Genomic DNA, 19,293 nt, shown 5'->3' on the forward strand with positions numbered 1-19,293 from the left:
GAAGCTCTCCAACCGGTTGTGAAACCTAAACGACCACGCCGCGGTGAATGTTCCCGCTCAGAAGCGGTATTGCCGGCTGGCCAGATCGAACATGATCTCTTCGCTGCCGCCGCCGATCGCCATAACCCGCACCTCGCGGTAGATCCGCTCGATCCGGCTGCCGCGCATGAAACTGGCGCCGCCCAGAATCTGGCAGGCTTCGCGGGCACAGAATTCCATGGTCTGCGTGGCCTGAACCTTGAGCAGGGCGAAATCGCCGGGAAAGGCCTTGTCGTTCAGCACGCACCAGGCGCAGTGATCGATGAAGGCCTGGGTCGCCTGGATCCGCCGGACCATGTCGGCCAGCTTGTGGCGGATCACCTGGTTGGTCACCAGCGGTTTGCCGAAGGTCTCGCGCTGCCGTGCCCAGTCGAGCGCATCCTCGAAGCAGATCCGGGCAAAGGCATTGGCCTGCTGGCTCATCCCCAGGCGTTCGCCATTGAAATTGCGCATGATCCCGGCAAAGCCGCCGTTCTCCGGCCCGATCAGGTTCTCGGCCGGCACCTCGACTTCGTCGAAATGGATGGTGGCGGTATCGCTGGCGTGCCAGCCCATCTTGTCCAGCGCGGTGCGCGATACGCCGGGGCGGTCGGCTTCGACCAGCAGCAGCGAAATGCCGCCGATGCCGGGGCCGCCGGTGCGCACCGCCAGGGTGATGTAGTCGGCCCGCATGCCGGTGGTGATGAAGGTCTTCTCGCCGTTGACGACATAGTGCGCGCCCTTGCGCTCGGCCCGGGTGCGCAGGTTGGCAACATCGGACCCGCCGCCAGGCTCGGTAATGCCAAGGCAGATCAGTTTCTCGCCGGCCAGCACCGCCGGCGCGATCCGCTCCTGCAAATCCCTGCTGCCCATGGCCAGGATCGGCGGCAGACCGATCCCGTGGGTCATCAGCGAAGCGCAGATTCCACCGGCACCGGGGCGGGCCAGCTCCTCGGTCTGGACCAGGCTGTGGAACAGGGTGAAGGCGTCGCCGGTGCCGCCGAAGTGTTCGGGGTAGTTGAGGCCAAGGATGCCCGCTGCGGCGGCCTTGCGGTGCAGGTCGCGCGGTAGTTCGCCGGCGGCCTCCCATTCATCGACATGCGGCGTGATTTCCTGCGCGACGAATTTCCGCACCGTGTCGCAGACTGCTTCGTGGCTGTCGTCGTAGTGCGGGGATCGCGCGCGCCATTGATCGAACAGGGGGGTATCCATCGCCGTGCCTCTCCTCGTTTGCACGGGGATGTGGCACGATTTAATCGCGCGATGAAATGCAAAAATCTAGAGGCGCGGCAGGGTCACCCCGCGCTGGCCCATGTACTTGCCCGCGCGGTCGCCATAGCTGACCTCGCATGGCTCGTTGCCTTGCAGGAACAGGAACTGGCAGGCGCCTTCATTGGCATAGATCTTGGCCGGCAGCGGGGTGGTGTTGGAAAACTCCAGCGTGACGTGGCCTTCCCATTCGGGCTCCAGCGGGGTGACGTTGACGATGATCCCGCAGCGGGCATAGGTGCTCTTGCCCAGGCAGATCACCAGCACGTCGCGCGGGATGCGGAAATATTCGACCGTGCGTGCCAGGGCGAACGAATTGGGCGGAATGATGCAGCAGTCGGTCTTCATGTCGACGAAGCTGGTATCGGAGAAATTCTTGGGATCGACCACCGCCGAATGGACGTTGGTGAACACCTTGAACTCGTCCGCGACGCGCGCGTCATAGCCATAGGACGACAGCCCGTAGGAGATGCAGCCGCCCGCCTGCTGGCGCTCGACAAAGGGTTCGATCATGCCCGAACGGCGGGCTTCGTTGCGGATCCAGCGGTCTGAGAGAATCGACATGCCCGGTTGATCGCCCAAGCCCGCGCTTGCGGCAAGGCGAAGCCGCCCGCTTGTCCACCGAAGGCGATGATTGCTTCTATCGGCCATGCGCCTGTGTTAGTCGGCGGCCATGCCCGGGCAGCCCCCTTTCGACCGGCCCCGCTGGTATCGCGCCGCTTTGCGCCGACTCGGCACCCTGCCGCCTTCCGCGATCCTGGTCCTGCTGACCGCGGTGATCGTCGGTTTCGGCCTGCTGCTGGTGCAATCGTCCTTTGTCCAGCGCAGCGCCCGTCAGACCGCGCGGAGCGAGACCGACGCGATGATGGCGGTCAAGGCGGTCGAGCAATCGCTTCTCGACGCCGAAACCGGCCAGCGCGGCTACCTGCTGACCGGCGATCCGGGTTACCTGCGGCCCTATGATGCCGCCCGCGCGCGGATCGGCGACGAGGTCCGCACGCTCGAAGTGCAGCTGGGCACCAGCGGCAATCCCGAGGACGAGGATCGCCTGCGCGCCTTTGGCGGACTGGTTGACGGCAAGCTGGAAGAGCTGGACCAGACCGTGCGCTATGCCCGTGCCGGCAGCACCGATGCGGCGATCGAACTGGTCCGCACGGGCACCGGCAAGGCGACGATGGACACCCTGCGCCGCAATCTGGCGGCGCTCTCGGCCGGTCCGCGCATTCGCCGCGAGGCGGCCTTTGCCGCGGTCGACCGCGCCGAGGCGCGCCAGGTGCCCCTGCTCCTCGCCATGTGGGCCACGCTGGTGCTGCTGGTCTGGGCGGCAGTGCGCAGCGAGCGGCGGCGGGCCGAGGCCGAGGCCGTCGCCAGCCAGGCCGAACGCCTGCACCGCCTCAACGAGCAGGTGACCTTGCTTGCGCAGGAGCTCAACCACCGGGTCAAGAACCTGTTCGGCGTGGTCCTGTCGCTGGTCGGCATGGCCGGGCGCGACAAGGGCGAGAGCAAAGAGGTCATCGCCAGCCTGAGCAACCGCATCCATGCCCTGGCCCGGGCGCATAGCCTGGCCTTCGGCACCACGCCCGATGCCCTGACCGAACTGGAGCGCCTGCTCGGCGGGGTGCTCGACCCCTATCAGAACGCGGCGGAGGACCGCATCCGCTTGCGCGGCGGCCCCTGCGCGATTGCCGCCCAGCAGGTCACCCCGCTGGCGCTGATTGTCCACGAACTGGCGACCAATGCCGCCAAGTACGGCGCACTGTCGTCACCCGACGGGCACCTGGTGATCGACTGGTCCTGTGCGCCCACCGACAGCGGGACGACCCGGACCACGCTGATCTGGCGCGAAATGGGTGGTCCGCCGTCCCCGGCCGGCGGACCGGCCGATGCGGCCGCGGACGGCGGGTTCGGCACCCGGATGACCGATGCTGTGCTGCGCCAGATCGAAGGCACGATCGAACGCGACTGGCCGGAAAGCGGCGTGATCGTGACGCTCAGCTTTATCCGCAGCGGTCTTGAACGAGGCGACGACTGAGCGGTCAGACCCGGTGATACGCGCGGTACCAGTCGACAAAGGCGGGTACCCCCTGCTCGATTGCAGTGGTCGGCGCATAGCCAAGGTCACGGGTTATCGCGGTAATGTCGGCATAGGTCTTGTGGACGTCGCCCGGCTGCATCGGCAGGAATTCGATTTCAGCCGTCCTGCCGCAGGCCTCTTCAAGCAGGCCGACGACCTTCATCAGGTGTTCGCTGCGGTTGTTGCCGATGTTGTAAAGCGCGTGCGGCTTGACGCTGCCCCCGGCCTTTTCCGCGCCATCATCGGCAGGCGGATGGTCGAGGCAGGCCACCACCCCGGCGATGATGTCGTCGATGTAGGTGAAATCGCGGTACATCTCGCCGTGGTTGAACACCGGGATCGGTTCGCCCGCCAGGATCCGCCGGGTAAAATTCCACAGCATCATGTCGGGCCGCCCCCACGGGCCATAGACGGTGAAGAAGCGCAGCCCGGTCAGCGGCAGGCGGAACAGATGGGCGTAGGTTTCGCTCATCAGTTCGTCGGCGCGCTTGGTCGCGGCATAGAGCGAGACCGGATGATCGACCCGGTCCTCGACCGCGAAGGGCAGCTTGGCATTGCCGCCATAGACCGAGCTGGAACTGGCATAGACCATGTGATCCAGCCGGCGGTGGCGCGCAAACTCCAGCAGGTTGACGTGGCCGGCCAGGTTCGAGGCGACATAGGCCTGCGGGTTCTCGATCGAATAGCGCACCCCGGCCTGGGCGCCGAGGTGGACCACACGGTCGATCTCGTCCCCGGCCAGCGCGGCATCGAGCGCGGCCATGTCGCTGAAGTCGACTTCGTGGAAGGCAAAGCGGTTGCCCCCCGCCTCGGCCAGCGTCGCCACGCGGTCGCGCTTCAGGCTGACTTGGTAATAGGCATTGAGGTTGTCTATCCCCACAACCACGTCGCCCCGCGCCAGCAGCGCGCGCGACAGGGCATGACCAATGAACCCGGCGGCGCCGGTAACCAGAATACGCATTTGTCTTCCCTAACCGCGCCGCCTTATTTCATGGTTAACTCTCGGGTGGTAGGGGCGAAAGCGATGACCAAGCCCGCCAAAATCCTCATCGTGTTCGGCACCCGGCCCGAAGCGATCAAGCTGTTCCCGGTGATCAAGGCGCTGGAGGCCGATCCGCGCTTCGTGTCGGTGGTCTGCGTTTCGGCGCAGCATCGCCAGATGCTCGACCAGGTGCTGCAGATCGCCGGGATCGTGCCCGATCACGACCTTGACCTGATGCGCCCCGACCAGACCCTCGACGGCCTGACCGCCGCGCTGCTGACCGAGCTGGGCAAGGTGATGGACGCCGAACAGCCCGACCGGGTCATGGTCCAGGGCGATACCGCCACGGCCATGGCCGGGGCGCTGGCCGCCTATTACCGCAAGGTGCCGGTCGACCATGTCGAGGCGGGCTTGCGCAGCGGCAACATCTATCACCCCTGGCCCGAAGAGGTGAACCGCAAGATTATCGGCGCCATCGCCAGCCTGCACTTCGCCCCGACCGGGGTGAGCGAGGCGGCATTGCTGGCCGAGAACGTCCCCGCAGCCCGTGTCGACGTTACCGGCAATACCGTGATCGACGCGCTGCACTGGGTCACTGCCCGGATCGCCGCGCAGCCCGAACTGGCAGCAGGGCTGGCCGAGCTCGAGGCGCGCTTTGCCGGCAAGCGGATCATCGGCGTCACCAGCCACCGCCGCGAGAACTTCGGCGGGGGGATGGAAGCGATCGCCGCGGCGATCCGCCAGATCGCCGCGCGCCCGGATGTCGCGGTGATCTTTCCGGTCCACCTCAACCCCAATGTCCGCGCGGTGATGCACCGGGCGCTGGGCGGGCTGGGCAACGTCGCGCTGATCGAACCGCTCGACTATCCGCATTTCGCCCGGCTGCTCGCGATCGCCGAGATCATGCTGACCGACAGCGGCGGGGTCCAGGAAGAGGCCCCGGCGCTGGGCAAGCCGGTGCTGGTGATGCGCGAAACAACCGAGCGTCCCGAAGGCGTTACGGCCGGAACCGCCAAGCTGGTCGGCACCCAAACCGCTACTATCGTTACCGAAATCTTCACCTTGCTCGACGATAAGGCCGCCTACGAAAACATGGCGCGGGCGCACAATCCCTTCGGGGACGGGCACGCCGCGCAGCGCATCGTGGAGCGACTGGGGAATGAAATCGGACGTTAAACCGGACGTTTGTGTCGTCGGGCTGGGCTACATCGGCCTGCCCACCGCCGCCGTCGTGGCGCGCAGCGGCTGCAAGGTCCACGGCGTCGACGTGACCCAGGCGGTGGTCGACACGATCAACCGCGGCGAAATCCATATCGAGGAAGTCGATCTCGACGGGCTGGTCCACGGCGTGGTCCAGCGCGGACTGCTCAAGGCCTCGACCGAGATGGCCCCCGCCGACGTCTTCGTCATCGCCGTGCCGACCCCGTTCGACCAGGATCACGCGCCCGACATATCCTATGTCCTCGCCGCCGGTGAAGCCGTGGCCAGGGTGCTGAAGCCCGGCGACACGGTGATCCTCGAATCGACCAGCCCGGTCGGCACCACCGAACAGCTGCGCGACCTGATCGCGGCGCGGCGGCCAGACCTCAAGTGCCCTGACCTGACCGCCGAGACCCCGGACATTTCGATCGCCTACTGCCCGGAGCGCGTGCTGCCCGGCAAGATCCTCGAAGAACTGACCAACAACGATCGCTCGATCGGCGGGATCACTCCGCGCTGCGCGCGCAAGGCGCTGACCTTCTACAAGCTGTTCGTGCGCGGCACCTGCGTGGTCACCGACAGCCGCAGCGCCGAAATGACCAAGCTGGTCGAGAACGCCTATCGCGACGTCAACATCGCCTTCGCCAACGAACTGTCGATCGTTGCCGACCGCATGGGGCTTGACGTGTGGGAAGTGATCCGGCTGGCCAACCGTCACCCGCGGGTCAACATTCTGACCCCGGGGCCGGGGGTTGGCGGGCACTGCATCGCGGTCGATCCGTGGTTCATTGTCCACGGCGCGCCTGAGGACACCCCGCTGATCCGCACCGCGCGCGGGGTCAACGACGGCAAGATTCACCACGTGGTGCAGCGCGCCGAGGCGCTGATCGAAGCCCATCCCGGGCAAACGGTCGCCTGCCTTGGCCTGGCCTTCAAGGCCAATATCGACGATTTCCGCGAAAGCCCGGCCCGCGCCGTCGCTGCCCGCCTGGCGCGCAAATATGGCGCGCTGGTGCGCTTGGTCGAACCCTATGCCAGCGCCCTGCCGCGCGAGTTCGAGGGCACGGGGGCGCAGCTGATCGACATCGACACCGCTTTGGAGACCTGCGGCGTGCTGATCGTGCTGGTCGACCATGACCAGTTCAAGGCCGTACCGCTGGCCGAACGCGCGCGCCACCATGTCTATGACACCCGCGGTATCTGGCTCGACCAGCCCAAGCCCGCTACAAGCCAGGACCGCGAGAACCTCAAACTGGCGAGCTAGGCACGATGGAAACCGCCATTGTCTGGGTGGCAATCACCTTTTTGGCGGTCTGTCTGTTGCTTGTCGCCCGCTCCGACTGGCCGCGGCTTCAGGGCATCGGCCGCAGCGTGACCGCCGAAGTGGTCGGCCACCGCAGCCAGTACCACAACAATGTCCGTTCCTACGCGCCGATCTATCGCTTCGCCGCCGAAGGCGCCGAGCATGAGGTGATCGATCAGGTCTATGGCGGCAGCGAGCAGCCGCCTGTCGGGACCCGCATCGTGCTGTCCTATCCGGTGGGCCGGCCCGACCTTGCCCGCCCGCCCCGGCCATTGCTGTGGCTGGCAGTCTATGCCTTCCTGCTGTTTGCACTCGGCCTTATGCTGGCCAAAGCCTTCGGTTTCTTGTCAGACTAGATCGCCTCACGGCGCTCAGGGGAACCGGCAGCTTTGCGCCGGGTTAAGCCAGCAAAATCCCCTTTGCTTGGAGAGCCGCCATGGACGAACCCGAAGACCTGACCCCCGAAGCCCGCAACGCTTCGCAGGACGATGCCGCCGATCAGGCCCAGACCCTGGCGGATGAGGCGCTGGGCCGGAGCAGCGATTACGATGCCGGCGATACCGAGAAGGCCGAAAGCAATAGCGACGAAGATGACCCGTCGCTGCCCGATCTGGTCGATCACATGAACCAGATGGTCTCGAGCGGCCGGATCGACATGAGCGCGTTCCGCGGCGAACGTAATGACGACGATGTCGACGACGGCCTGGGCGAACAAGGCATGGAAGACGACTTCCCCCGCGGCGCGGAATAGGATTGCCGAACCTCCGTCAGCAGAAATCGTATGCAATTGATTGCAGGCTGGCCGCCGGCGTGTGATTGCTTACGACACGCGCAGATGGGAGGGCGGTGATGGACAGGCTTATCGGAGCGATCGAGGCGGGCGGCACCAAGTTTGTCCTGGCGCTGGCCCGCGGTGACGGAACCGTTCTGGCGGAAACCCGCATCGCCACGCGGACCCCGGCGGAATGCTTTCCCGAAGTGACCGCCTTTTTCGAACAGGCCAGCGCCGCGCATGGACCGATCGCCAGCTTCGGCGTCGCCAGCTTTGGCCCGATCGACGTCGACCCCGCCTCGCCCGCCTATGGCACGTTCACTACCACCCCCAAGCCCGGCTGGTCGGGCGCGCGGTTCCACGATGTGCTGACCCGCTTCGGCGCGCCGATCGTGGTCGATACCGACGTCAACGGCGCGGCGCTGGGCGAATGGGAAAAGGGCGCCGGGCAAGGCTGCCGGACGCTGGCCTATACCACGGTCGGCACCGGGATCGGCAGCGGGGTGCTGCGTGATGGCCAATCGCTGATGGGCTTCTCGCACTTCGAAAGCGGGCATATTCCGGTGCCGCACGACCGCGCCGCCGATCCCTATCAGGGGTTCTGCCCGTTCCACGGCGATTGCCTTGAAGGGCTGGCGGCCGGTCCGGCGATCAAGGCACGGTGGGGCCAAAGCCTGTCCGAGATGGCCAGCCCGGCGGACGAAGTGGATCTGGTCGCGGGCTATGTCGCACAGCTGGCGGTCAGCCTGGTGCTGCTCCACATGCCCGACCGGCTGATCTTCGGCGGCGGGGTGATGAAGACGCCGGGACTGATCCCGGCCTTGCGCCGCAAGACCGAGGCGCTGCTGGGCGGCTATATCAAGGCACCGCAGCTCGATCCGGGCCTTGAACGCTACATCGTCGGACCCGGGCTGGGCGACGAGGCCGGGATTACCGGGGCGATCGCGCTGGGGCGCAAGGCGCTGGGCTAAGCCGCAGCGCAGTTTGCGGCGATGTAGTCCTGATGGCTGGGCATGGCAGTGGCGGCCTGGGCCAAAGCCGCCTCCAGCTTGCGCAGATAGTCGGCGTGATCGGCCCCGCGCAGCGGCAGCAGCGGATCGGTCCCCTGCGGCACATTGCCCTGGCCGACGTGCACCGCCAGCCAGCTGGGCGGCCCGAACAGATCGGCCTCGCGCTGGACCAGTCGGCCATTGCGGCGGAAATGCTCGATTTTCCAGGTCACGGTATCGGGCACATCCATCGCCGCGCAATAGCGCCACAGCTCGCTGTCCTCGCGGCTGGTCAGCTTGTAATGCAGGATGATGAAGTCGCGGATCCGCTCGAACTCGGCAATGCCCAGGCGGTTATATTCGTCGATCACCAGCGGATCGAAATCGCGGTCGGGGAACAACGCGATCAGCTTGGCGATGCCGGCCTGGATCAGGTGGATCGAGGTCGATTCAAGCGGCTCCATGAACCCGCCTGACAGCCCGATCGCGACCACGTTCCTGTTCCAGAACAGGTTGCGCCGCCCGGTGACGAAACCCAATTTGCGCGGACTGCCCAGCGCCTCGCCGTCAAGATTGGCCATCAGCACGGCAGCGGCTTCGTCATCCGAAATGAACTGGCTGCAATAGACGTGGCCGTTGCCGGTGCGGTGCTGCAGCGGGATGCGCCACTGCCACCCGGCCTGGCGTGCAGTGCTGCGGGTATAGGGGGTGAAGGACTCGGACCGCGCACAGGGCACCGCCATGGCCCTGTCGCAGGGCAGCCAGTGGCGCCAGTCCTGATAGCCGGTCTGCAGCGCGCCTTCGATCAGCAGCCCGCGAAAGCCTGAACAATCGACAAACAGATCGCCGGCGATCTGCTGCCCGTCCTCAAGTACGACATGGCTGACCCGGCCATTCGCGCCGTCGAGCGCGACATCGGCGATCTTGCCTTCGATCCGCGTGACATTGCGCGCCTCGGCATAGCTGCGCAGGAACCGCGCATAGAGCCCGGCATCGAAGTGATAGGCATAATCATAGGTCGACAGCACGCTGCGCGGATCGGCCAGCGGCGGGGCGAACCTGCCCCGGCTGGCCGCTGCCCAGGCCATGCACAGGTCCTGGAGTTGGGGCGCATCACCGCGTTCCCGCGCGGCCAGCCAGTACTGGTGCAGCGGGACCATGTCGAAGTTGCGGCCAAAGCTGCCGAAGGGGTGAAAATAGCGGTGGTCCCGCTTGCCCCAGTCGACGAACTCGATCCCCAGCTTGAACGAGCCCTGGGTAGCGCGGACGAAGTCGTTTTCGGCGATGCCCAAGGTTTCGTTGAAGGTGCGGATCGGCGGGATCGTCGCCTCACCCACCCCGACCGTGCCGATCTCGTCGCTTTCGATCAGGGTAATGGTGCAACCGGTGCGGATGGCATTGGCCAGGGCCGCCGCGGTCATCCAACCGGCGGTGCCGCCGCCGACGATAACAACCGATCTGATCGCTTTGTCGCTGTGCATCTTGGTCCCCTAATGCGCCGGTCGGCGGATGTCGAAAGCGATGACCAGCCGTTCGCCCTGCGCGAAGGGAACGGTGCTGTGCCACATGGTCGAAGGGAACACCGCCAGCCGCCCCGGCGCCGGGGCGATCATGGCATAGGGTTCCAGCGCCAGACCCAGTTCCGGCGGCGGCGCGCCGAAGGCGATGTGTCCGGCGGGCGGCTGCCCCATCGCGTCCGCGCCGGGCAGGCTGACGTAGAACGCGGTCGAGAGCCAGCCCATCGCGTGAGTGTGCGCCACGTTGTGCCCCTGCGGCAGAAGCCGAACCGACCAGCTGCCCTCGATCAGCAGCTGGCCGCGCGGCGCGCTTAGCAGGGGATGATCGGGCTCGGGCGGGGGCAGGCCGTCGACATAGTCGCGGACCAGCGCAAGCAGCCGCGCCTTGATCGCCTGCAATTGCGGTTCGTGGCGCAGCAGGACCGAGCGGTCGGTCTGCGTTCCGCCGCGGACCGATTGCTCCAGGTAGGGCGCAGCGGCGGTATGCAGCCCGCGCAGAACATCCGCCAGCGACTCCAGTTCGGCGCTGCTGCAGCCGGTTTCGAGCGGGCGGATGAAACGGTCGGGACGGTCGAGCCACTGCGCGCGGTCGTCGTCCAGCAGGCGCCAGCACAGCGACAGGTAGGGCCAGTACAGCGTAGCCGAGGGACCGGCAGTCAGCGGTAGCGCCTCTGCTTCGGCCCGGCGCGGATCGCCGCTGCGCAGGGCATGGCGGATGCGGCACAGGCTGGAGACATCGCCGCGGTAGTGCGCCGTTGCCTCGATCAGCGCCGCGGCCGCCGGATCGCCGCTTTCCACCGCGACGAACAGGCGCGACACCTCCAGTGCGGGGGTGCGCCCAAGATGCCGCTCGGCCTCGTCCAGTACGGCCAGCGCTGCCGGCCACAATCGCGCCTGGGCAAGGTTGCGGAACCAGGCCAGCCACAGCGCATCATTCGCCGGCTGGGCGCGGCAGGCCGCGGCCAGGTGATCGCAGAAATGGTCGCGCTCGCCCGCGGTCCAGCGCAGGGTCGCCAGCGCCTTGTGTCCATCGAGCCAATCGGGATGACGCGCGAGCCGCGCTTCGAGCAGCGCGCGTGCCTCTTCGCTGCGGCCTTCCGAAATCAGCGCCAGCGCCTGGTTGCGCAGGATATCAGGATGGTCCCCGGCCAGCGCGGCGGCGCGGGCAAACAGCTCTGCTGCGGGGTAGCCCAGTTCATAGCAGGTCTGGGCCCAGCCGAAAGCCAATACAACGTCCTCGGGGAACGCCCGGACGGCGCGGTCAAAGACCTCCCGCGCCTCGCCATACTGCTGCGCGTCGCGCAGCGCGAAGCCTTGCTGGCGCAGCCGGGCAAGATCTGTTGCCGCTGTTTCCATGGTCCCTTTCCTGCGGCTGTCCGGCCGAGCTGGCAAGCCCGACACGCGAAGGGGAGACAGCCCCCCCAAGGCTGCCTCCCCCATCGCGACCCGGACTGCTCCGGTTCTGGATCAGAAGCTGTAGCGGACCGAAGCGGTGAAGGTGCGACCGATCGTCACCCCGCTGCCGATCACCCCGGCTGCGGCGTCGGCAACGTTGCCGGCCCCGCGCAGGTCGTACTTGTTGAACAGGTTGTAGGCCTGGACGCCCAGTTCGAGGTTCTCGATCGGACGGACCCGCAAGACTGCCCCAAAGGTGGTGCTGCCCGGATAGACATAGCCGTCATCGCCCAGCGTGTTGGTCTGGCCGCTGGCGTTGACCCCGAAGGAAGCCAGGTCACCGAAGTCGTAATTGGCCGACACGGTGTAGATGAAATCGGGGATGTTGGGCGAACGGCTGTAAGTGTTCGAACCCGAAGCGGCACGCGTCGCCTTCGAGAACGTCGCGTTGGCGACCAGCGAAAGCCCGCCGTTCTGGTAGGTGCCATAGAATTCGGCGCCGTAGGACTTGTACTTGGCGTCGATGATGCACCCGCCGGCAGCGCCGCCGCACTTGGTTGCCGACAGTTCGAAGGTCGACTGCTTGAAGTTGCCCTTGAGCAGCGTCAGTTCCGCCGAGAAGCGGCCGCCGGCCAGATCGCCGCGGGTCTTGATCCCGGCTTCGTACTGGTTGACGAAGTCGACCGAGGGCGAAACCCCGGCGGGCGCCAGCGAGCCGTCGGTCTTGAACTTCTGGCTGAAGGTCTGGCGATCGCCGTTGAAGCGCCCGCCACGCGAGGCGCGAACGAACAGGCTGGTGTTGGGGCTGACCTTGTACAGCCCGCCGATCGACCACGACGTGTAGTGGCGCGAATAGTCGAACACTTCCTGGGTGCCGCCAAGCCCGATGGTCGGGATGTTGACCACGACGGTCCCGCCGGTCACGGCGTTGGTGGTGGTCACCGGGGTGTTGAAGACCGGACCCGAGGCTGTGGTGTCATAGATGCCATCGCCGTTGGTGTCGGACATCAGCGTGTTGTTGATCCCGGTGCCCGAAGCCTTGACGTTGTCAAAGCGGACGCTGGCGTCGATCCCGAAATGGTCGGTATCGAGGTCAAGCGCGGCATACGGCGCGGTATCGGAATAGCTGTAGTCATAGCTGCGAGCGCAGCAATCGCCCCAGTTGTTGTTGTAGCCCGAGATGCCGTCGACGGTCAGCTTGGCCCCGGCGGCGGTGTAGAGATCGAGCCGTGCCGGGTTGTTGCCGCTGATCTCGCCCAGCGCCGGGTTGACGTGCCAGTCCATCGCGATCTTCTGGTTCATGTAGAACAGGCCGGCGCGCGCGGTCAGCTTGCCGCCCGCCATGTCGAACTTGCCCGACAGCGCCAGATCGTTGGCAAAGCTGCCGATGTCGCGGATGTTGGTCTGGAAGTTGGCGTTGTTGTTGACATAGGCGCCCGTGTAGAGCTGCCCCGCCTTGGGTCCGTTGGCATAGCGGATTTCGGCAACGGTGCCGCCGTTGACGGTCGATCCGATCACACCCGAAGCCTTGGCGACGTTGAGGAAGGCGTTGGCAAAGGCGCCGCTCATGTCGGTCCAGCGGGCGTTGTTGTCGACGGTGATGGCATCGTCGAATTCATAGTGGAACTGGTTCTGGATCGAGGTCGCCTTGGTGGTGATCCCGTCGAGCGGCTGCTTCGATACCGTGCCATCGTAGCCGACCACCGTCATGTCGCGGTTGAAGATCGAGATGTTCGACTGCCGGCGTCCATCGTAGTTGGCGAGAGGGCGGATATTGGAAACCTTGCCGCCGCTCAGCGTCGCGGTGGCGACGCCGCCGGTGTAGTTCGGCTCCTGCGTGTCGGCCCGCTTGAACAGCATCCGGAAGTAGCCCTTGCCGTCATCGAACTCCTTGGTGATGTTGGCCTTGATCTGATAGCTGTCCGAAACGTTGTAGCCCGAGTGGAGCGGGCCGCGACCGACCTTGAAGTATCCCCCGACGTGGAAATAGAGGCTGTCGGTGATGTGGCCGCCATAGCGCAGGTCGACCTTGTTCTCGTCGTAGTTGATGCCCTTGTTAAGCTGGATGTAACCGCCATCCTTCTTGCCGTAGTGGCTGATGTAGTTGATCACCGCGCCCGGCGCCTGCGACGCATAGGTCGAGGCCGAGCCGCCGCGCACGCCTTCGACGTTGGCGACGCTGGCATCGAAGTGGGTCCAGTAGTCGTTGTTGCCGAACTGGATGTCGCCGAACAGCACGGTCGGCAGGCCATCTTCCTGAATCTGGACGAATGGCGAACCGCCGGTGGCGACGGGAAGGCCGCGCACTGCGATGTTCGAGTTACCGGCCGGACCGGCGGTGCCGGCGACCTGGATGCCCGGGATCATGCGGAAGATTTCGGCTTCCGAGCTGGGCTTGAAGTTTTCGATCGTTTCGGCCGCGACGCTGGTCACCGAGATCGAGGTGTTGAGCTGGGTCTTGTCCTTGCCCGAAGCCGTGACGACGATCTGGTTGAGATCGCCGGTGTCGGCCTCATCAGCGACGGGGGCGTCCTGCGCCAGGGCCGGCACGGCGAATGCGCTGGCGGCAGCAACGGCGAATGCGGATGCGCAGACGCGCAGAATCGATTTCTTCATAACCTCTCCCTCGTTCACGTCGGGCGCTGGCCCGCATCATGTCGAGTTATGCGATTTGCACATGCAACAATCGATTGCAATGGTTTTTGTCAATCGATTGCAAATTAGTTTGTCCTGTGCCTAAACAACCACACCGCGCGGTCCTGCCCGGTGCCATCGCTACACCACCGCCGGCACGGCAGTTGACACACCGCCCCGTGCCACACATCTGCAGTCCACCGCTCCGCGTCCGAGGCCCGATCCCGAGATGAATGACCCCACACCCGTACCCGGACGCATCCGCAACATTGCCGAGCTGGCTCGCCTGGCCGGGGTATCGACCGGGACGGTGTCGCGGGCGCTGGCGGGAAGTTCGCTGGTCAACAAGGAAACGCGTGAACGGATCCAGGCCATGGCGCGCGAGCACGGTTTCCGCCCCAATCAGATGGCGCGGCGGCTGCGAGTCCAGGAAACGCGGGTTATCGGCGTTGTAGTTCCGTTGGGCCATGAACGCCGCCAGCATCTGTCCGATCCGTTCTTCATGGCGATCCTGGGCCACCTGGCCGATATCCTGACCGAGAACGGCTATGACATCATGCTCAGCCGCGTGATCCCCGATGCCGACGACTGGCTGGAACGGATCGTCTCTTCCGGCATGCTCGACGGGGTGCTGCTGATCGGCCAGTCGAACCAGTTCGAAGCGATCGAGCGCGTCGCGCAGTGGTATCGCCCGATGGTCGTCTGGGGCAGCCACCAGGCCGGGCAGACCCATTGCACCGTCGGTGTCGACAACCGCAAAGGCGGCCGCCTGGCCGGCGAATGCCTGATCGCCGCGGGCCGCACCCGGCTGGCCTTCCTCGGCGAAACCGTCGCGCCGGAACTGTCGATCCGCTATGACGGGCTGTGCGATGCGGCGGCGGCGGCTGGCCTGCCCGTGCCCCTCAAGCTCGACACCCATCTGGCATCGGACATCATGGCGGAAGAGATCGCCGCGCATATCGAACGGATCGGCACCGAGGTAGACGGGATCGTCGCCGGGTCGGACCTGATCGCGATGCACGCGGTGCGCGCACTGGCCGACAAAGGCGTGGCCGTGCCGCAGACCGTGTCGGTTACCGGGTTCGACGATCTGCCGCTGGCCGAGCAGACCATCCCGCGCCTGACCACGATCAGCCAGTCGATCGGCACCGGGGCACGCCACATGGTCGACCTGCTGTTCGCCCGGATCGCCGGCCAGGACGCCGCATCGATCGAGATGGACCCGGTCCTGATCCGCCGCGATACCGCCTGACCCGGCGGCGGATTATTCCAGCGGTGCTTCGGCCGACTGCTCGAACTGCACGGTCAGTGTTTCACCCTGCAAGCGGTGCTGCAGGGTCAGTGCCGTGCGCCCGTCCTGCGACAGCAATTCCAGGCTTCCACCATCGAGCCACAGATCGAACGCCGCGCTGCCATCGCCGTCCACCAGGCATTCGGCATCGAGGATCGGCGATACCGGATCGCGCCGCGCCGCAACCAGCCGGTTGCCGCGCCGCTCGAGCACCAGCTGGTGCCCCGCGGGATCGCCGATGACCAGCCTGAAGCCGATCGCACCGGGCAGCTCCAGCCGCACGGCTTGTTCGATCGTAGCGCCGTCGAGCGTTGCCACCGGCACCGCCGCGACTGCCGCCGGTTCGGGCTGCTGGCACAGGGCATAGCCTGTCCCGGCACGAACCAGTGACAGGCGGCGCGGCAGGCTCATCGCGCCGCGCCAGCCCTGCGTGGGCAACTTGCCCTGATAGGCATGGTTGCCCATCCAGCCGATCCACACCGGCCGCCCCGCCGCATCGCGCGGCTCGTGCCAGGCAACCGCGGCATAGAAATCGCGGCCGTGGTCGGCGACGTGCCAAGTCGGTTCATCTGGTACGAAGCGCACGCCGTCGAACCGTCCGGTCTGGTAGATCGCGCCCGAACCGGGTCCGTCGTGAAGCACGTCGACCTTGAACAGCCAGCGGGTTTCCGCGCTGCCTTCGACCGGCAGCTCGATCAGCAGCGGACATTCCCAGATCCGCCCCGGCGCCCCGGTCCCTTCGATCACCGAGAGCTCGTCCCAGTGCTTGAGATCGACCGAGCCATAGATCAGCGCACGGTTTTCGGCCGAAAGCACCACCACCATGATCCAGCGGCGGCTGGGTTCGTGCCAGAACACATTGGGATCGCGAAAGTCCGCCAGTCCGCGGTCGAGCACCGGATTTTGCGCGTATTGCTGCCAGGTCCGGCCCTTGTCGCTGCTCCAGGCCAGGGCCTGGCTCTGGTGGGCAGGACTGTGGTTGCTCGCCGCGGTGTAAAGCGCGATCAGCGCGCCCCGGCCGAAACCCGCCGCGCCCTTCGCGTCGATCACCGCCGCGCCGGAAAAGATCGCATGGTCGGCGGTTTCGGGAATCGCCACCGGCAATTCCTGCCACAGGGCCAGATCGCGGCTGACCGCGTGGCCCCACGACATGTGGCCCCATTCCTCGCCCTGCGGGTTGTACTGATAGAACAGGTGCCATTCGCCATGGGCGAAGACCAGGCCGTTGGGATCGCTCAGCCAGTTGGCGGCGGCGGCGTAGTGGTAGTGCGGACGCAAGGGTAATCCTGTGATCAGGCGATCGTGACGTGGTCGCCGGCAAAGGCCAGACGGAACGTGGGGGCGGGGGTGCCGCCGAACTGGCTGCGCAGCAGCGCGGGATCCTGCTCGAAGCTGCGGCCCTGCATCCCCCAATGGTCGATGAAGCTCCACACTTCGCCCTCGCCGGTGACCCACCAGCTGTAGCCCTGGGTGGGTTCGGTAGCGGGATTGCCGGCGACCAGGCCGGTGCCGTTGACCGGGCGGTAGGGGCCGTCGAGCCGGTCGGCGACCATCGCGTAAAGCCCATTCGGGCCGCTGACCTCGCCGGGGGCAAAGGTGCGGCGCTGGGTCGACCAGAACAGATAATAGTGCCCGTCGCGCACAATGATGTGCGGCCGTTCAAGCTCGTTGTTGACGCCCACCGCTTCGATCAACGGATCGGCCAGGTGCCAGACCCCGTCGGCGCCGCGCGTCGCCAGGCCGACCACGCCGTTGTAGGGATCGTCGTCCCAGCCGGCGCTGGCGGTGAACAATATGTGGCATGACCCCGTCGCCGGATCGCGGAACCAGGCAGGATCGCGAAACGCCTTTATCATGCCCGGCAGGCCCGCGGCCTCGGCGGCGAGCAGATAGCGCCGGCCATCGGGGCGGACGAGCTCGACCGGTTGCGCCCAGCCGCCCGGACCGTCCTGGCCAAGCCGGCCGGAGGCCGCGAACAGGCGCTGTTCGAACGATTGCGGCAGATCGCGCCGACCCGCGGCGGTGAAGAACAGGGTGACGCCCACCCCGTCGTCATGGAGCACGGCCGAACCGGCCCACTCGCGCGAGCCGGGGTTGAAGCCGTCAGGCAGGGCATTGCCATGATCGCGCCAGCCGTCCGGCCCGAGCGAGGCCAGCCGGATCCGCGCCGCATCGTGCCGCGCGCCCGGATCGGGAAAGCATGGCGCGCTGAGGAAGAACCAGTATTGCCGGCCCTCGATCGATGCGGTCCGGCCGTCCTCGTGCGCCAGCGGCCAGCTGTCCCACAGGTCGAGACCGGGAATCGCCGGGCGCACCGCATCGGCGCCGATCAGCGCAATTTCCGCGCCAGTGATCGCCGCGCTGGGCCGCCACGCGCTGCCGGTCGCAATGCCCGGGTGCGATCCATCCTTGGTTGCCTGGGTCATGTCGGCCATTCGGCTGTCTTGCTCCGCCATTGTCGTCAGACCGCCGCCTGGGCCTGCGGCACCGGGTTTTCACGCACCCGCCAGATCGCCACCGCGGCGCACAGCATCAGCACCCCGCTGAGCATCAGCACATTGCGCGGGTCGCCGCCCAGCAACGGTTCGTAGAACAGCCGCATGGTCGCGGCATAGATCAGCATCGGCGCGCAGATCATCACGTTGAACAGCCCCATGTAGACCCCGGTGCGTTCCGCCGGGATGGCATTGGCGAGGACGATATAGGGATTGCCCATGATGCTGGCCCAGCCCAGGCCAAAGCCGATGGCGGGGAGGAAGATCAGGCCCTTGTCGCCGATCTGCGGCAGGGCGAAGAAGGCCAGCGCCATGGCCACCAGGCAGGCACCGTGGAGCCGCGCCGCGCCATAGCGCTTGGCCAGGAAGGGCATCGCAAAGGCGGTGAGGAAAGCGATGAAGTTGTAGAGCGCACCAACCTTGCCATAAAGCAGCTGGGCGTGCTGGAACTCGAGGCTCTGGTTATCGGCGGTGTGGAACGCCGATCGCGCGACCGAATTGGTGGCATAGCCCCACAGCCCGCACATCGCGTACCACTGGAACAGGCTCATCCAGGCCATCGTGCGCATCTGCCGCGGCATGTCCTTCATTGCCCCGAAAATCTCGGCAAAGGTCGCGCCGACGCCCTTGGGCAGCGCGGCGATGCGGGCGCGTTCCTCATCCGACAAGGGCAGTTCGGGCACGCGCAACACCGACCAGGCGATCGTGGTGAGCGAGAGGAACGCCCCGATCCAGAACGAGATCACCACGAATTGCGGAATGGTCCCGCGCACGTCGGCGGTCTGGCTGATCCCCAGCCCGACCAGGATCGACGGCGCCAAATAGGCCAGCGTCTGGGCCAGCCCGGTAAAGGCGCTCTGGCTGAGGAAACCCCAGGTGCGCTGCTCGGGATCGAGCCGGTCGTTCACGTAAGCGCGGTAGGGCTCCATGGTCACGTTGTTACCGACGTCGAGCAGGAACATCAGCGAGAACGCCATCAGCACCGCGTTCGACAGCGGCATCAGGAACAGGCCGAGCGAACACATCAGCGCCCCGACCAGGAAATAGGGCGTGCGCCGCCCCCAGCGCCCGCCGGTGCGGTCGCTCATCACCCCGATGATCGGCTGAACCAGCAGCCCGGTCAGTGGTCCGGCAATCCCCAGCCATGAAAAGTCCGCCTCCTTGGCCCCAAGGTAACCCCAGATCGGCCCCATGTTGGCCTGCTGGAGTCCGAAACTGAACTGCAACCCCAGGAAACCCAGGTTCATTTCCAGGATGCGCACCAGCGAAAGGCGCGGTCTGCGGGTTTCCATTGCACTCTCCCAGTGCGGCTGTTGCGCCGCCTCTGCCCGGGCTATCGCACAACTCCGGACGC

The 19,293-nt window shown here is 66.3% G+C and carries 16 protein-coding genes; 7 read left to right on the plus strand and 9 right to left on the minus strand.

Annotated elements, in window-relative coordinates:
- Positions 1–57: 57 nt before the first annotated feature.
- Together ACFFF7_RS05145 and dcd are read right to left on the minus strand one after the other, a co-directional pair.
- Positions 58–1,230 (minus strand): acyl-CoA dehydrogenase family protein, encoded by a 1,173-nt coding sequence (locus ACFFF7_RS05145; RefSeq protein WP_379480282.1) that lies wholly within the window; start codon positions 1,228–1,230, stop codon positions 58–60.
- Positions 1,231–1,296: 66 nt separating this feature from the next.
- Positions 1,297–1,851: a dCTP deaminase gene (gene dcd / locus ACFFF7_RS05150; RefSeq protein ID WP_379480283.1), complete on the minus strand. Its 555-nt coding sequence runs from the start codon at positions 1,849–1,851 to the stop codon at positions 1,297–1,299.
- Between the two features lie 109 nt (positions 1,852–1,960).
- Here dcd and ACFFF7_RS05155 point away from each other — a divergent pair, with 109 nt between their 5' ends.
- Positions 1,961–3,319: a sensor histidine kinase gene (locus tag ACFFF7_RS05155; RefSeq protein ID WP_379480284.1), complete on the plus strand. Its 1,359-nt coding sequence runs from the start codon at positions 1,961–1,963 to the stop codon at positions 3,317–3,319.
- Positions 3,320–3,323: 4 nt separating this feature from the next.
- On the opposite strand, the gene ACFFF7_RS05160 is transcribed toward ACFFF7_RS05155, so the two are convergent.
- Positions 3,324–4,322, minus strand: a complete 999-nt coding sequence (locus ACFFF7_RS05160; protein WP_379480285.1) for an NAD-dependent epimerase/dehydratase family protein — start codon at positions 4,320–4,322, stop codon at positions 3,324–3,326.
- 63 nt (positions 4,323–4,385) lie between these two features.
- Between ACFFF7_RS05160 and wecB the strand changes: the two genes are divergently transcribed.
- The 5 genes from wecB (at position 4,386) to ACFFF7_RS05185 (ending at position 8,589) form a co-directional block, all read left to right on the plus strand.
- Positions 4,386–5,519 (plus strand): non-hydrolyzing UDP-N-acetylglucosamine 2-epimerase, encoded by a 1,134-nt coding sequence (gene wecB, locus ACFFF7_RS05165; protein ID WP_379480286.1) that lies wholly within the window; start codon positions 4,386–4,388, stop codon positions 5,517–5,519.
- Positions 5,503–6,807: a UDP-N-acetyl-D-mannosamine dehydrogenase gene (wecC, locus tag ACFFF7_RS05170; protein WP_379480287.1), complete on the plus strand. Its 1,305-nt coding sequence runs from the start codon at positions 5,503–5,505 to the stop codon at positions 6,805–6,807. Before wecB ends, wecC begins: the two co-directional genes overlap by 17 nt.
- Positions 6,808–6,812: 5 nt before the next feature.
- Positions 6,813–7,202 (plus strand): hypothetical protein, encoded by a 390-nt coding sequence (locus ACFFF7_RS05175; protein ID WP_379480288.1) that lies wholly within the window; start codon positions 6,813–6,815, stop codon positions 7,200–7,202.
- A gap of 80 nt (positions 7,203–7,282) precedes the next feature.
- A complete protein-coding gene (locus ACFFF7_RS05180; protein WP_379480289.1) occupies positions 7,283–7,597 on the plus strand; it encodes a hypothetical protein in 315 nt (104 codons plus the stop codon).
- A 98-nt stretch (positions 7,598–7,695) separates the two neighbouring features.
- On the plus strand, positions 7,696–8,589 hold the full coding sequence (locus ACFFF7_RS05185) for an ROK family protein (RefSeq protein ID WP_379480290.1): 894 nt from the start codon (positions 7,696–7,698) through the stop codon (positions 8,587–8,589).
- Here ACFFF7_RS05185 and ACFFF7_RS05190 read toward each other — a convergent pair.
- The 3 genes from ACFFF7_RS05190 to ACFFF7_RS05200 all read right to left on the minus strand — a co-directional run bounded on the left by ACFFF7_RS05190 (position 8,586) and on the right by ACFFF7_RS05200 (position 14,135).
- Positions 8,586–10,088 carry a tryptophan halogenase family protein gene (locus tag ACFFF7_RS05190; RefSeq protein WP_379480291.1) on the minus strand — a complete coding sequence of 501 codons (1,503 nt, stop codon included), beginning with the start codon at positions 10,086–10,088 and terminating at the stop codon, positions 8,586–8,588. The two genes, ACFFF7_RS05185 and ACFFF7_RS05190, sit on opposite strands and share 4 nt — an antisense overlap.
- A 9-nt stretch (positions 10,089–10,097) precedes the next feature.
- Positions 10,098–11,480 (minus strand): putative 2OG-Fe(II) oxygenase, encoded by a 1,383-nt coding sequence (locus ACFFF7_RS05195; protein WP_379480292.1) that lies wholly within the window; start codon positions 11,478–11,480, stop codon positions 10,098–10,100.
- A 111-nt stretch (positions 11,481–11,591) separates the two neighbouring features.
- Entirely contained in the window at positions 11,592–14,135 is a 2,544-nt protein-coding gene (locus ACFFF7_RS05200) for a TonB-dependent receptor (RefSeq protein ID WP_379480293.1), read from the minus strand.
- 247 nt (positions 14,136–14,382) lie between these two features.
- On the opposite strand from ACFFF7_RS05200, the gene ACFFF7_RS05205 reads away from it, so the two are divergent.
- Entirely contained in the window at positions 14,383–15,405 is a 1,023-nt protein-coding gene (locus ACFFF7_RS05205; RefSeq protein WP_379480294.1) for a LacI family DNA-binding transcriptional regulator, read from the plus strand.
- Between the two features lie 12 nt (positions 15,406–15,417).
- Here the strand turns inward: ACFFF7_RS05205 and ACFFF7_RS05210 are convergent, their stop codons facing one another.
- From ACFFF7_RS05210 to ACFFF7_RS05220, 3 genes are read right to left on the minus strand one after another with little or no spacing between them, the layout of a single operon-like run.
- Complete coding sequence (locus ACFFF7_RS05210) at positions 15,418–16,722, minus strand: glycoside hydrolase family 32 protein (protein ID WP_379480295.1); 1,305 nt, start codon at positions 16,720–16,722, stop codon at positions 15,418–15,420.
- A 14-nt stretch (positions 16,723–16,736) separates the two neighbouring features.
- The gene (locus tag ACFFF7_RS05215; RefSeq protein ID WP_379480296.1) at positions 16,737–17,900 is read right to left on the minus strand and encodes a glycoside hydrolase family 68 protein; all 1,164 of its coding nucleotides are present in this window, start codon (positions 17,898–17,900) and stop codon (positions 16,737–16,739) included.
- Positions 17,901–17,905: 5 nt separating this feature from the next.
- On the minus strand, positions 17,906–19,231 hold the full coding sequence (locus ACFFF7_RS05220) for an MFS transporter (RefSeq protein WP_379480297.1): 1,326 nt from the start codon (positions 19,229–19,231) through the stop codon (positions 17,906–17,908).
- Between the last annotated feature and the right edge of the window lie 62 nt (positions 19,232–19,293).

Source organism: Novosphingobium aquiterrae (assembly GCF_042434435.1).
Lineage (GTDB): Bacteria > Pseudomonadota > Alphaproteobacteria > Sphingomonadales > Sphingomonadaceae > Novosphingobium > Novosphingobium aquiterrae.